15 protein-coding genes are annotated in these 13,044 nt (G+C 67.0%); 6 read left to right on the forward strand and 9 right to left on the reverse strand.

The window, feature by feature from the left end; translation table 11 throughout:
* Positions 1 to 186 precede the first annotated feature (186 nt).
* A complete protein-coding gene (locus CFB40_RS30815; RefSeq protein ID WP_089433432.1) occupies positions 187 to 1,320 on the forward strand; it encodes an RNA-guided endonuclease InsQ/TnpB family protein in 1,134 nt (377 codons plus the stop codon).
* A 59-nt stretch (positions 1,321 to 1,379) separates the two neighbouring features.
* Here CFB40_RS30815 and CFB40_RS30820 read toward each other — a convergent pair whose 3' ends face one another.
* From CFB40_RS30820 to CFB40_RS30840, 5 genes are all read right to left on the reverse strand, one after another.
* Positions 1,380 to 2,879 (reverse strand): TIGR01777 family oxidoreductase, encoded by a 1,500-nt coding sequence (locus CFB40_RS30820; protein ID WP_089433433.1) that lies wholly within the window; start codon positions 2,877 to 2,879, stop codon positions 1,380 to 1,382.
* Entirely contained in the window at positions 2,876 to 3,748 is an 873-nt protein-coding gene (locus CFB40_RS30825) for a thiol-disulfide oxidoreductase DCC family protein (RefSeq protein ID WP_089433434.1), read from the reverse strand. The genes CFB40_RS30820 and CFB40_RS30825 overlap by 4 nt, the downstream gene beginning before the upstream one ends.
* A gap of 100 nt (positions 3,749 to 3,848) precedes the next feature.
* Positions 3,849 to 4,319, reverse strand: a complete 471-nt coding sequence (locus CFB40_RS30830; protein ID WP_089428911.1) for a DUF2269 family protein — start codon at positions 4,317 to 4,319, stop codon at positions 3,849 to 3,851.
* Complete coding sequence (locus CFB40_RS30835; protein ID WP_089433557.1) at positions 4,316 to 5,623, reverse strand: SDR family oxidoreductase; 1,308 nt, start codon at positions 5,621 to 5,623, stop codon at positions 4,316 to 4,318. Before CFB40_RS30835 ends, CFB40_RS30830 begins: the two co-directional genes overlap by 4 nt.
* Before the next feature lie 88 nt (positions 5,624 to 5,711).
* The gene (locus tag CFB40_RS30840; protein ID WP_006480371.1) at positions 5,712 to 6,245 is read right to left on the reverse strand and encodes a GbsR/MarR family transcriptional regulator; all 534 of its coding nucleotides are present in this window, start codon (positions 6,243 to 6,245) and stop codon (positions 5,712 to 5,714) included.
* Positions 6,246 to 6,409: 164 nt separating this feature from the next.
* On the opposite strand from CFB40_RS30840, the gene fabV reads away from it, so the two are divergent.
* Positions 6,410 to 7,612, forward strand: a complete 1,203-nt coding sequence (gene fabV, locus CFB40_RS30845; protein WP_089428909.1) for an enoyl-ACP reductase FabV — start codon at positions 6,410 to 6,412, stop codon at positions 7,610 to 7,612.
* A gap of 72 nt (positions 7,613 to 7,684) precedes the next feature.
* Here the strand turns inward: fabV and CFB40_RS30850 are convergent, their stop codons facing one another.
* Complete coding sequence (locus CFB40_RS30850; protein ID WP_089428908.1) at positions 7,685 to 8,389, reverse strand: SDR family oxidoreductase; 705 nt, start codon at positions 8,387 to 8,389, stop codon at positions 7,685 to 7,687.
* Between the two features lie 342 nt (positions 8,390 to 8,731).
* Here CFB40_RS30850 and CFB40_RS30855 point away from each other — a divergent pair, with 342 nt between their 5' ends.
* Positions 8,732 to 9,316 carry a TetR/AcrR family transcriptional regulator gene (locus CFB40_RS30855; protein ID WP_089433435.1) on the forward strand — a complete coding sequence of 195 codons (585 nt, stop codon included), beginning with the start codon at positions 8,732 to 8,734 and terminating at the stop codon, positions 9,314 to 9,316.
* 76 nt (positions 9,317 to 9,392) lie between these two features.
* On the opposite strand, the gene CFB40_RS30860 is transcribed toward CFB40_RS30855, so the two are convergent.
* The 3 genes from CFB40_RS30860 to CFB40_RS30870 all read right to left on the reverse strand — a co-directional run bounded on the left by CFB40_RS30860 (position 9,393) and on the right by CFB40_RS30870 (position 11,408).
* Entirely contained in the window at positions 9,393 to 9,971 is a 579-nt protein-coding gene (locus CFB40_RS30860) for a hypothetical protein (protein ID WP_089428906.1), read from the reverse strand.
* Between the two features lie 109 nt (positions 9,972 to 10,080).
* Positions 10,081 to 10,866 carry a YhfC family intramembrane metalloprotease gene (locus CFB40_RS30865; protein WP_089433436.1) on the reverse strand — a complete coding sequence of 262 codons (786 nt, stop codon included), beginning with the start codon at positions 10,864 to 10,866 and terminating at the stop codon, positions 10,081 to 10,083.
* A gap of 11 nt (positions 10,867 to 10,877) precedes the next feature.
* Entirely contained in the window at positions 10,878 to 11,408 is a 531-nt protein-coding gene (locus CFB40_RS30870) for a GNAT family N-acetyltransferase (protein ID WP_089428904.1), read from the reverse strand.
* A gap of 205 nt (positions 11,409 to 11,613) precedes the next feature.
* Between CFB40_RS30870 and CFB40_RS30875 the strand changes: the two genes are divergently transcribed.
* The 3 genes from CFB40_RS30875 to CFB40_RS30885 all read left to right on the forward strand — a co-directional run bounded on the left by CFB40_RS30875 (position 11,614) and on the right by CFB40_RS30885 (position 13,037).
* The gene (locus CFB40_RS30875; protein ID WP_089433437.1) at positions 11,614 to 11,979 is read left to right on the forward strand and encodes an ArsR/SmtB family transcription factor; all 366 of its coding nucleotides are present in this window, start codon (positions 11,614 to 11,616) and stop codon (positions 11,977 to 11,979) included.
* A complete protein-coding gene (locus CFB40_RS30880) occupies positions 11,951 to 12,436 on the forward strand; it encodes an SRPBCC family protein (protein ID WP_089433438.1) in 486 nt (161 codons plus the stop codon). The genes CFB40_RS30875 and CFB40_RS30880 overlap by 29 nt, the downstream gene beginning before the upstream one ends.
* A 124-nt stretch (positions 12,437 to 12,560) precedes the next feature.
* On the forward strand, positions 12,561 to 13,037 hold the full coding sequence (locus CFB40_RS30885; protein WP_089433439.1) for an SRPBCC family protein: 477 nt from the start codon (positions 12,561 to 12,563) through the stop codon (positions 13,035 to 13,037).
* Positions 13,038 to 13,044 lie beyond the last annotated feature (7 nt).

Genomic DNA, 13,044 nt, shown 5'->3' on the forward strand with positions numbered 1-13,044 from the left:
GCGCCCGGGACGCACGACAGGTCCCGAACGCATACACGCCGAATTTATCAGGTTTGCTCCGAGAATCCTCGTCCTTTCCCCAAGGGGACTTCCTTCGGGGTGCGGTGCGGGGATGAAAGGAGAGCGGCGGAACTGCCGCTTCTCCCAACGCTTGAGGCAAACTCAAACCTATGACATGTTCAAGGCATGGACATCAAGCGTGCCTACCGATTCCGGTTCTACCCGACACTCGAGCAAAAAGCGATTCTTGCCCGGACATTTGGGTGCGCGCGCTTTATGTATAACCACATGCTGAAAATGCGCACCGATGCATGGCAACAGCATCAGGTGCGTGTCGGGTATCACGAGACTTCCGCCGCGCTCACCGCGCTGAAGAAAACCCCTGAGCATTCGTGGCTGAACGAAGTAAGTTCGGTTCCGCTTCAGCAGGCGCTGCGCCATTTGCAGACAGCATTCGCGAACTTTTTCGCCAAGCGGGCGAAGTATCCTAACTTCCGACGCAAGGACGGTACGCAGTCGGCCACGTACACGGCAAGCGCCTTCAGGTGGGACGGCACTTCGCTGAAGCTGGCGAAGATGGACACGCCGCTCGCGATCCGCTGGTCGCGTACGATTCCCAAAGGCACGACAGTGACGACCGTCACAGTGTCGAAGGACGCTGTGGGCCGATACCACGTTTCAATGCTTTGCGACGACGTGGTTTCCGCAAAATCGGAATCGAAAAACAAGGTCGGAATCGACTTCGGGTTGACAGATTTTGTCGTTCTTTCGACGGGCGAGAAGATCGCTGCACCGAACGAGTTTCGCAAGACCGAAGCAAAGCTCGCCAAGTTGCAACGGCGGTTGGCGAAGAAACAAATAGGTTCCGCCAATCGCAGGAAGGCCAGGCTCAAAGTCGCTCGCATGCATGCTCGAATAGCGGACCGCCGCAGGGATTTCCTGCACAAGCTTTCGACCCGGCTCATCAACGAAAACCAAGTGATCGCCATCGAAAGCCTTTCCGTCAGCCACATGCTGAAGAATCGAAGACTCGCAAAATCGATCAGCGATGCAGGCTGGTCGGAATTCGTGCGGCAACTGACGTACAAAGCCAAATGGCACGGCCGCATACTGATCGGCATCGATCGGTGGCATCCGTCCAGCAAGCGATGCTCCGGCTGCGGGCATATCGTAGCCAAGCTGCCGTTGAAAATGCGGGCGTGGGTTTGTCCAGAATGCGGGGCGCCCCACGACCGCGACGTCAATGCAGCGCGTAACGTTTTGGCCGCCGGACTGGCGGTGTCAGCCCATGGAGAAAGCGTAAGTCCCATGTCTCTTTGAGGCGATGTCGGGTTGCATTCAAAGAAGTGGGAATCTCCTTCTCTCAGGGAGGAGAGCAGTCAAACGCGACCGCGGGGCAAACGACAGGCCGTACGCGGAAAATCCGCATGCGGCCGATTCGTCAGGTCACGCAGCGCATGCTCGGCCGTCGGGAACCGGAACATGAACCCGTCCTGATGCAGCCGCGCCGGCATCACGCGCTGGCCGCCCAGCAGCAGCTCGGCCATCTCGCCCATCGCGATACGCAGCGGCGCGGCCGGCACGTGCAGCCAGGCCCGGCGCTGCAGCACCTTCGACACGACCTGCACGAACTCGCGCTGGGTCAGCGGTGCGGGCGCGACCGCGTTGTAGACGCCGTACATGCCCGGGTTCGCCATCGCACGCGCGATGATCCGCAGCACGTCGTCCCGGTGGATCCAGCTCATCACCTGCGCGCCGTCGCCGAAGCGCCCGCCCATCCCGAAGTAGTGCGGCAACAGCATCGGGCGCAGCGCGCCGCCCGGGCCGAACACGACGCCCAGCCGCAGCACCACCGAACGAACGCCATGACGCTCGAGCTGTCGTGCAGACTGCTCCCATTGCCGGCACAGCTCCGACATGAAGCCGCTGCCGGCGCTGCTGCCTTCGTCGAGCCGCTCGTCGGCAGCGCGCACGCCGTAGTAACCGATCGCCGATGCCTGGATCCACGTGCTCGGCTTGACCTCGGCGGTCTCGACCCAGCGCATCAGCGATTCCGTCACGCCGACGCGGCTGGCCAGCAGCACCGCCCGCCGGCGCTTGCTCCAGCGTGCACCGAGCACCGGCGCACCCGCGAGATTGATGACCGTGTCGAAACGCTCGTGCGGCTGCAGCTGCTCAACGGACGTGACGCTGCGCACGCGGCCGTGAAACTGGTAGGCCGCGCGCAGCGGATCGCGCGCCAGCAACGTGACCGCATGCCCTGCATCGAGCAGATGGTTCACGAGGGTTTCGCCGATGAAGCCGGTGCCGCCAGTGACGAGCACGTTTCCCGGCGGCTGCCCCGCGAACGGATTGACGACCGGCTCGCGTCGCGCAATCCGGCAGGCCGCGATTCCGTCGCGGATTCCCGAAATCGTCACACCGACGGCAAAGAGGCTCAGCACCCAGCCGCGCCAGCCGAGATCGATCGCCTGCAGCGCGGTCGGCTCGTGCGCCCACGTGGCCAGCTGCATCGCGATCATTCCGAACAGCGCGCCGCCGTTGACGGCCAGCAGCGTGTGCAGCACGCGCTCGGTCGCCGGCAGCTTGCGGCTCTGGTCCTCGACGACGAAATCCCACAGCGTCAGCACTATCTCGACGACGACCACCGCCGCGAGGGCCGCGACCCACGCGCCGTGAAAAGCGACGTTCGCGATCGATGCGAACACGAGGCCGTAAAGCACGGAACGCACCGCATGAATTCCCAGCTCGAGCCGCGCGCGCGGGCTGTGCGGCAGATCCTGCGTGAGTTCGTGGTGATAAAGCGTATCGAATGCGCCCATCGCACCCTGCACGATCAGCAGGTTGAGCGCCCAGTCGTAAGCAGGCAAGGTGTTCATACCGCGTCCCTCCTCCAAAGCCAGACAAGCGGCGGCACCATCGCGACGAGTGCCGCCGCGTCGATCGCCACGTGGCCCGATACCTGGGCCTGCAATGAAAACAGCATGTCCTGCGGCGCCCAGATCAGCAGGCCGGCCAGCAGCCATCCCCACACTTCCCGTTTCTGCAACCTGTTGCCGAGGTGCACGAGCGCCAGCATCCAGGCCGACGCGCATTGCACCGTCGCGCCCATCAGCGACATCCACCAGATCTGCTGCGCACGCGCCGCGTCGGGAGCCGCTTCCGCCCAGAAATGCAGCTCGATGACGCGGTGATACGCGTCGAGCCACGGTGCGCCGGCAACCCACGGAACGGCAACGCCGACGAGCAGATGTGCGATCGCGGCGCAGTACATCCAGGTCACGACGATGCGGCGAACGTTGTCTTGCGCCGGACGATCCGTCGGATGTTCAGCGGCACGTTCGCTACCGTCACGGCACGCCGCCGCATCACACGGCGCTTCGGTGCGATAGCCGAGCCAGCGCGATACCGCATGCCGGTTGCGCGCGAAGCGGCGATACAGCGGCGCCAGCGCACCGCGCACGACCGGCACACGAAGCAGCCGGACGACCCAGCGACGCCCGGTCAGCGCCTGGGCGGCCAGGATGCTGTCCACGCCGGTCAGCATGCGTCCGTCGGGCAGGCGCGCGTGCAGCGCGCGATTCAGCGCCGGCAGGTCGACGCCCAGCGGCACGGGATCGAAACCCGGCGCGGCGATATCGACGAAGGCCAGCCGGTGTCGCGCGTCGCGAGCCCCGAGACGCTTGATCTCCGCCACGCACAACGGACATCGTCCGTCGAAGTACAGCACCAGTTCACTTGATTCCATGATTCGCACTCCTTCTTATTATCCGTCGCATGCTTCATGAATCGATCGACGGCTCTCCGATGTGCCACAACGCCGCTTCTGCGCAGCGGCGGCAACGCACTTACATCGGCTTGAGCACCATCAGGAAGTAGACGGTCAGCATCGCGAAGAACGCCGGATAGCCGAGCAGTTCCCAGCGCTTCGCGTAAAGCCAGTACCGCTCCGGCAGCGCGGCATCGCCGTTCGCGTGGGCGAGCTTCGCCATCGCGGCCAGTTCGACCTGCAGCCACACGACCGGCAGCCAGCACACACCGGCGATCGCGTACAGCACGATCGACGCCATGAGCCACGGCGTATCCCACGGCCAGCCGGCCATGTGCGCGAGCCACAGCCCGGATGCCGGCTGGAAGATCACGGCCGGCGTCGTGAACCACCAGTCCGCGCGCACCACGAGCCGCGACACGGCCGCGATCGCGGGCACCGAGCGCGTGCGGTTAGCAAAAAACAGGTAGAACGCGGTGCCGAACCCGGTGCCGACCATCAGCACCGAAGACAGGATGTGAAGCGCCTTGATGACGAGATAGGTATTCATGCTTGTTCTTCTTCTGAAAAAAGGATCAACAGGATGGCGAGAATCGGCACGTTCTTGAGCACGGGGCCGAACGGTTCGGCGAGCAGGCCCGGCATCGTGACCGCGATGACGGCCGAATACGCGACGATCAGCGCGGCTTGCGCGACCCACAGGCGGCGCGACGGCGCGACGACGGTTGCGACGCCGAACGCGAAGTCCAGCGCGCTGGCCGCATAGAGCGCGAGCAGCGCGGGCAGCCCCGTCAGGTGCGCGGGTGCAAGCAGCGCGAGGCTCGCGTGCAGCGGATGGATGAACGCGCTGGCGATGGCCGTCCAGATCCACACGATCGCCAGCGCGCCGCGCAACAGCGGGCGACGCCACATCGCGAGCGCATCGCGACGCAGCGCGGCGGCTTCCGCGCCGATGAAGCCGTCGATCCCGCGCGGCGGCCGGCCGAGCATCGCCGTGGCGGCGGCCGGATCGCCGGTATTCCCGCCACGCAGCATCGTCCACGTATCGCGCGTGAAGATCGCGCTCGGCAACGTGCCGAGCAGCACGGCCGCCACACCGGCCAGCGGGCCCGGCAATCCGATGCGAGCGGCCGGCGGAAACCCCAACGCGGCGCGGTAACGGGCCAGCATCTCGCGGTATTCGACTTCGTCGGTGCCGACCACGTCGATCACCGGGCGGCCGGGCGCCGGCGCATCGACGCACCGCGCGACGACTTCGGCGAGATCGTCGACGTGCACGGGGCGCAGCCGCTGACGGCCGCCCGCCGGCAGGACCTGCACCGGCAGGCTCGCGAGCATCCGGAAAAGCCGCGCCGACGCGCCGTCCGTGCCGTAGACGAGCGCGGGACGCACGATCCGGAAGTCGATCGGCAGCGTCTGCAGGAAGCGGTCGGCCGCGGCCTTGCTGGCGAAGTAGCGCGTATCGCCACGCTCGACGCCGAGCGCCGAGATCTGGATCACGCGCCGCACGCCGGCGCGGCAGCACGCGGTGAAGAGCGCGCACGGCGCGGCGCGATGCACGGCGTCGAGCGTCGCGCCGCGCTGATCGGCAAGGATGCCGACCGCATTGATCACCACGTCGACGCCTTCCAGCCGCGCGAGCCACGCGTCCGGGTCGACGTCCTTCGCGAAGTCGATCGCGATGTCGGACGGGCCGGCCGCCTGACGCACGCCGCGCAGCACACGATGGCCGCCGGCTTCGAGCTGCGCACAGAGTGCCCGCCCGATGAAGCCGTTCGCCCCGCACACGAGAACGGTTATGCTGCGCGCCGCGGTGCGGCCGGGCGGGCGGGTCGACGGCAAGACGGTGTCCATTTTCATCCTCTATTTACAGTTATTTCTGTACAGACAGAAATAGCGATCCCAAAAAAAGCGGGCTGGCTGCCCGCACTGCGTGTCCTGCCTACTTCGACGGCTTGCGCCTGACCGTCTGGCTGATCTTCGCGCCGATGCCGAGCGCCTTCATCAGCGTATCGGGCTTGAGCCGCAGCATCTCGTCCGACCAGGTCGTGAGCGTCTCGACGAACTGCAGCGTGTCGCGGATGCGCTGCTCGGTCTCACGGCTCTCGTTCGCGATCTCGGGATTCGTCAGGCAATCGCGCAGCACCGTCAGCGTCGGCTCGATCTCGCGCTGCCGCCGCCCTTCGACGATCAGCTTGAACAGCTCCCAGATGTCGGTCGACGTCTCGAAGTGGTCACGGCGGTCGCCCAGCACGTGCACGACCTTCGCCAGCCGCCACGCCTGAAGCTCCTTCAGGCTCGTGCTGACGTTGGAGCGCGCCACATTGAGCGTCTCGGCGATCTCGTCGGCCGCGACCGGCCGGCCGGCCAGATAGAGCAGCGCGTGGATCTGCGAGACGGTGCGGTTGACGCCCCACCGCGAGCCCATTTCGCCCCAGTGGAGAATGAATCGTTCGGCAATCGGTGTGAGTTCCATGACGTGAAATTTAGGCATTTCAGTTATTTCTGTCAAGAGAGAAATAACTGGACGATCCGCCCGGTTCCGGCGGCGCCCGCCCGCGATCGGCCGCTTCCTTTACAATGCGCGGGATTTTCCGAATTCAGGCCGTCCCAGCCTTTCTGACTAGAGTAGAGGTTTCCATGATCATCAAACCGCGCGTGCGTGGCTTCATCTGCGTGACGACTCATCCGGTCGGCTGCGAAGCCAACGTCAAGGAACAGATCGACTACGTGACTTCGCACGGCCCGATCGCCAACGGCCCGAAAAAGGTGCTCGTGATCGGCGCGTCGACCGGCTACGGCCTCGCCGCCCGGATCTCGGCCGCCTTCGGCGCCGACGCGGACACGCTCGGCGTGTTCTTCGAGCGTGCCGGCAGCGAGACGAAGCCGGGCACGGCCGGCTGGTACAACACCGCCGCGTTCGAGAAATTCGCCGCCGAAAAGGGGCGCTATGCGCGCAGCATCAACGGCGACGCATTCTCCGACAAGGTCAAGCAGGTCACGATCGACACCATCAAGCAGGATCTCGGCAAGGTCGATCTCGTCGTCTACAGCCTCGCGGCACCGCGCCGCACGCATCCGAAGACGGGCGAAACCATCAGCTCGACGCTCAAGCCGATCGGCAAGACGGTCACGTTCCGCGGCCTCGACACCGACAAGGAAGTGATCCGCGACGTCACGCTGGAACCGGCGACGCAGGAAGAGATCGACGGCACCGTCGCCGTGATGGGCGGCGAGGACTGGCAGATGTGGATCGACGCGCTCGATGAAGCCGGCGTGCTGGCCGACGGCGCGAAGACCACCGCGTTCACGTATCTCGGCGAGCAGATCACGCACGACATCTACTGGAACGGCTCGATCGGCGAAGCGAAGAAGGATCTCGACAAGAAAGTGCTGTCGATCCGCGACAAGCTCGCCGCGCACGGCGGCGACGCGCGCGTGTCGGTGCTGAAGGCGGTCGTCACGCAGGCCAGCTCGGCGATCCCGATGATGCCGCTGTACCTGTCGCTGCTGTTCAAGACGATGAAGGAAGCCGGCACGCACGAAGGCTGCATCGAGCAGGTGTACGGCCTGTTCAAGGACAGCCTGTACGGCACGACGCCGCACGTCGACGAAGAAGGCCGCCTGCGCGCGGACTACAAGGAGCTCGATCCGCAGGTGCAGGCGAAGGTCGTCGCGCAGTGGAACCACGTGACGAACGAGAACCTGTACGAGCTGACCGACTTCACCGGCTACAAGACCGAGTTCCTGCGGTTGTTCGGCTTCGAGATCGCCGGCGTCGACTACGACGCGGACGTGAACCCGGACGTGAAGATCCCGGGCATCATCGACACCACCGTCTGACGGTACGGCCCGCCGCCCCCGCCGCCCCGCTGCACGCGCAGCAGGGGCGGCGGGCTCGGGATACCGGCGGCTTCAACGCGGCGCCGGTTCTTCCAGATAAACGCCCGACGACAGCGTGGCCTTCACCTGCCGCGTGAACTCGTCGGTCGACACTTCCTCCTCTCCCGCTTCGATCGCTTCGTACGCCTGGCGCACGACGTCGGCCGGCGTGGCCTTCGGCACGTCGAGGCCGGCCGTCAGGTCGGTATCGATGAAACCGGCATGCAGCCCGACGACCTGCGTGTGCTGCTCGCGCAGCGAATGGCGCAGCCCGTTGGTCAGCGCCCACGCAGCCGATTTCGACACGCCGTAGCCCGCCAGGATCGGCCGGTTCACCCAGCTCGCGACCGACAGGATGTTCAGGATCGCGCCGCCGCCATTCCCGGCGAGGCTGCCCGCGAACGCGCGCGACATCGCCAGCATCCCGAACACGTTGGTTTCGAAGTGATCGCGCAACGCGTCGGGCGCGCCATCGTCGGTCAGGCTGCCGAGCCGCGCGATGCCCGCGTTGTTGATCAGCAGCGTGACGTCGCGTGCGGCATCGGCCGCCGCGGCGACGGCCGCCGGATCGGTCACGTCGAGCTTCACCGGCACGACGCCCGGGAGCGTCACGGTGGCCGGATCGCGCGCCGCCGCATAGACCTTGCGCGCCCCTCTCGCGAGCGCCTGCTTCGCAAACTCGAGCCCGAGCCCGCGGTTTGCGCCCGTGATGAACACCACTGCACCTTCGATCTTCATGTTCGTTCCTTTCGCATGATGAATCGCATGCGCGCCGGCTCGCCGCGCGCGTGAGATCCGGTAGAAAACCAGCCTGCCCTTTGCTTGCCGAATCGTGGCGCCGCCGCCGGCAGACGGCGAGCCGCCCGCTGCCCGTGACCCGGCGGCGCCCAAGACCCCGACCGCTTGCCATCCGGTGTTCCGGTCGCGGCTTTGCGCCCGCCGCCAAGTCGGCTACACTCGATGTCAATGTCGATCACCATCGTCTTTGCGATGCATTGTGTTCTCGCCCTTCGGGCATGTCAATGGTGATCGCCATTGTGTTTTCCAATCGACGCGATCGACAAAATCAGGGAGGGATCTATGGGCGTGTCAAGACAGCAGGCTGCCGAGAACCGGAGCGCGATCGTCGCGGCCGCCGAGCGGCTGTTCCGCGCGCGCGGCGTCGACGCGGTCGGGCTCACGGAGCTGATGAAGGAAGCCGGCTTCACGCAGGGCGGCTTCTACAACCACTTCAAGTCGAAGGACGCGCTGGTTGCCGAGGTGATGGAAAAGGCGATGCAGGACCGGGCGGATTCGCCGAATGCCGGCAGTCTCGATGCGCAGGTGGCGTTGTATCTGTCGGCCGCGCATCGCGACAACGTCGAGGCCGGATGCCCGCTGTCCGGTTTCGCCGGCGATGCGCCGCGACTGACCGATGCGGCACGCGCGCGCTACGCGCACGGCCTCGCCACGTACCTCGATCGGCTGGAACGGATGGTGGCCACGGAAGGCGCGACGCCGGCGCAGACGCGTCGCGATGCGGTCGCGGTCTTCAGCCAGATGGTCGGCGCGCTCGTGCTGTCGCGCGCGATCGCCGGCACCGATCCGGCGCTGGCCGACGAGATCCTCGCCGCCGCGCGGGAGACGCTCACCGCCGGGCGCGACGATCCGGGCGCGCGGGTGTAGCCGCGCCAAGATGTCATGGTGCGTCGGCCGGTGCGGCGTGTCGGCGTGCGCGGTGATGGTTCAACGTCTCGCCGCGCTATTCGACCGCCCGGGCGGCATCCCACAGCGGCTGCGCACCGCGCGCCGCATTCCAGGCGGCAAAATGCGTGCGCCACGCTTCGAACGGCTCCGCCAGCGGGTGGCGCGGATCGTCGCTGAGCGAATACGCCATCCCTTCGATCAGCCAGCGCGGCCGGGTCGCGACGGCCAGGTTGCCGAGCACTTCGGCCTGCCGGTGATGGATCAGCTCGTGCGCGAGAAAGTAGGTCTGCCAGCCGCGCGGTGCGATCACCACGCCGAAATTCCCGAGCGTCAGCGCCGCGCGTTGGCCCAAGCCGAACGCATCGGCGCACGCCCGCGTCGAGCAGAACACGACGCGCGGCGCCGCCTGGAATGCACCGACGGCCGCCGCCGCGCGCGCATAGCCGTCGCGATAGAGCTGCCGCGCGTCGCCGAGCTTCGCGGCATCGTCCGTGCAGATATCGGCGCTCGGGCACGACACACCGGGGACCAGCGCGGGCGCGACGACGCGCAACGGCTTGACGAGCGCATACGCGGCAATCGGCAGCGCGACGAGCAGGCCCGTGAGGGCAAAAGCGACATGGGAGCGTTTCATCGGGGCGGTGGTTCCGGGGCGTTCTCGTTCTGCTGAAGTCTTCCTGCGTGAATATATCGGACCGGCGATGTCCGCGGCCCGGCTTGATTCCCCGACGGCGCGTTGCCAATCAGGCAACAGGCTCCGTGCTGGCCTCGCCGGCACCCGGCATCCGGCGGCTCCAGCGAACACCCAGCCACAGAAGCGCGACACCGCACACGAACAGGAGCACCTCGACCAGCACGGTATCGACATGCCAGTACCGCGTCAGCAGCACGGCGGCGAGGTCGAACAGGAGATGAAGCGCGATCGCATACGCGAGCCAGCGCTTCGTGCCGCGGACGAATACCTGCAGCACGATCAGCGACAGCCCCACGTGCGCGGCCATGGCGCTCACGCGCTCGAACAGCGCAAGTAACGGCGACGCGAATGTCATGCCGGAGAACTGCGACCCGATCAGTGACTGCGCACCTTCAGGCACCACGACGCCTGCTCGCGCGAGCAGGTACGCGGCAGCGAGCGCGATGAATCCGACGCCGACCAGCAGCATCGCTTCCAGCCCGCCGTGCCCGAGCCCGAGCATCACGGCCGTCGGCGCGTCATGTCGCTTCGGCAGCAGATACCGGAAAGCGACCCAGCGCCCGCACTCCTCGAAGAGCCCGGCCGTCAGCGCGGCGAACACGAGCATCGGCAGGTGCCAGCCGGGATCGTGCGCGAGCCAGCGGAACAACGGCACTTGCCACGACAGGCGCAGCACCGGCTGGAACACGAAAAAGGTTAGCATCCCGTAGAAAAACACCCGCAACGGCACCTGCGCGCGGCGCCGCCATGCGACCGCGAGCGACACCGGCGCGGTCAGCGCCACGACACCCGCCGCGAGCGTGACGAACAGGAGCAACGGGGCGACGGGATGCATGACGAATGCCGTTACGCGAGCTGCTTGTGGAAATACGTCGTCGCGCAGAGCGTGCCGTCGGGCATCAGCGCGTAGTTCGGCACGACACCGACACGCTGCCAGCCGGCCCGCTCGTACAGCCGCTCGGCGTCGCCGCCCGTCACGGTGTCGAGTACGAGCACGGTCTTGCCCGCGTCGCGCGCGGCCGCATCGGCCGCCGCCATCAGCCGCGCGGCGATGCCCTGCCGGCGCGCGTGCCGCGCCACGAGCATCTTCGAGATATCGGCGCGATGCGGCTGGTTCTCCGGCTGCGCGGTCACGACCTGCACGGTGCCGACGATCCGGCCGGCCGCGTCCTCGGCAACGAGCAGGATGCGCTCGCCGTTCGCGACGCCGTCGGCGACATTCGTCCAGAACGCGACGGCGGTCGCCCGCTCGATCGGCAACATGAAGCTGACGGACGCGCCGCCCTCGACGCAATCGATCAGCACGTCGGCCAGTGCTTCGACACAGCGCTTCGCTTCGTCCGCGCCGACGCGGCGGACGGTAACGGATTCGGTCATGCCAACTCCGGTAGTCAGTTGGGTCGCACACGCGGGTTCGGCGTGCGGCCGGATGGGAAGGAAACACCGGCCTGCCGTCGCGGCTCGCGCAACGGCGGCAGGCGCTCGGCAACGCCGCACCCGGTCGGCGCGTGTTACCGCCCCATCATCCTACGCGACGAAAATTTCCGTTGCATCGCCGTTCGCCTCCCCTATACTTAGCCACATGGCTAACTTTCAACCCGGCATCAGCGACGTTTTCCACGCCCTCGCCGATCCGACGCGCTGCGCGATCGTCAGCATGCTCGGCCACGGCGAACGGACCGTCTCCGCGCTGGCCGAACCGTTCGACATGGCGCTGCCGTCGTTGATGAAGCACGTCGCCGTGCTCGAGCGCAGCGGTCTCGTCCAGACCCGCAAGGCCGGCCGCTCGCGCACCTGCACGCTGGTCGGCAGCCGGCTGACCGAAGCCGAGGCATGGCTCGCCGAGCAGCGCGCACTGTGGGAAGCCCGATCCGATCGTCTCGTCGAATTCGTCGAACGCCGTCACCAGGAGGAGCAAGATGTCAGCCAGCCCCGTCGACCCCGTTGAAGCCCACGACCTCGTCATCACGCGCACGCTGCGTGCGCCGCGCCACGCGCTGTGGCGTGCCTGGACCGAGCCCGAACTGCTGAAGCAATGGTGGTGCCCGAAACCGTGGACCACCGAAGTGCGCGCGTTCGACCTGCGGCCGGGCGGCGCCTTCCACACGTTCATGCGCGGCCCCGATGGCGGCACCAGCGACAATCCCGGCTGCTTCCTCGAGATCGTGCCGGAATCGCGCATCGCGTTCACGTCGATGCTCACGGGCGGCTGGCGGCCGCAGGCGCCGTGGATGGGCTTCACCGCGATCATCACGATGGCCGACGACGACGCGGGCAGCCGCTACGAGGCGCGCGTGATGCATCCGGACGCCGCCACGCGCGAGCGCCACGAAGCGCTCGGCTTCTTCGAGGGCTGGAACACCTGCATCACGCAGCTCGACGAATTCGCGGCCGCATTGCGCTGAGCCGGCCGCGGCCGCATGTGCGGTCATTGCATGCCGCCGCTCGCGCGCCTAGGATTCCTGAAGGAAGCATGACGACACGCCGGCCGCCGGCGTGCACCGTCGTGCGCACTCCGCGGGAGGCCACATGTTGCACACGCACACGCATTCGACCCGGGTCAGCCGGCACCTGAACGCCCCGCGCGGCCGCGTCTACCGCGCCCTCCTCGATCCGCACGCGGTCGAGCAATGGAAGGTGCCCGACGGCATGACCTGCCGCGTGCACGCGTACGACGCGCGCGAAGGCGGTGCGCTGCGGGTATCGCTGAGCTACGACGCGCCGTCGGCCGGCACCGGCAAGACCACCGCGCACACCGATACCTATCACGGCCGCTTCGTCACGCTCGTGCCGGACGAGCAGATCGTCGAGATCGACGTGTTCGAGACCGACGACCCGATGCTGCGCGGCGCCATGACGATCACGATCACGCTGTCCGACGAAGCGGGCGGCACGCGCGTGGACGCGGTGCACGACGGGGTGCCGCCGGGCGTGCCGGCCGCCGACAACGAGACCGGCTGGAAAATGGCGCTGGCGCGGCTCGCGGCGCTGGTGGAGGCCGGGTGAGCCAGCG

The sequence above is a fragment of the Burkholderia sp. AU31652 genome (assembly GCF_002223155.1).
Taxonomy (GTDB): domain Bacteria; phylum Pseudomonadota; class Gammaproteobacteria; order Burkholderiales; family Burkholderiaceae; genus Burkholderia.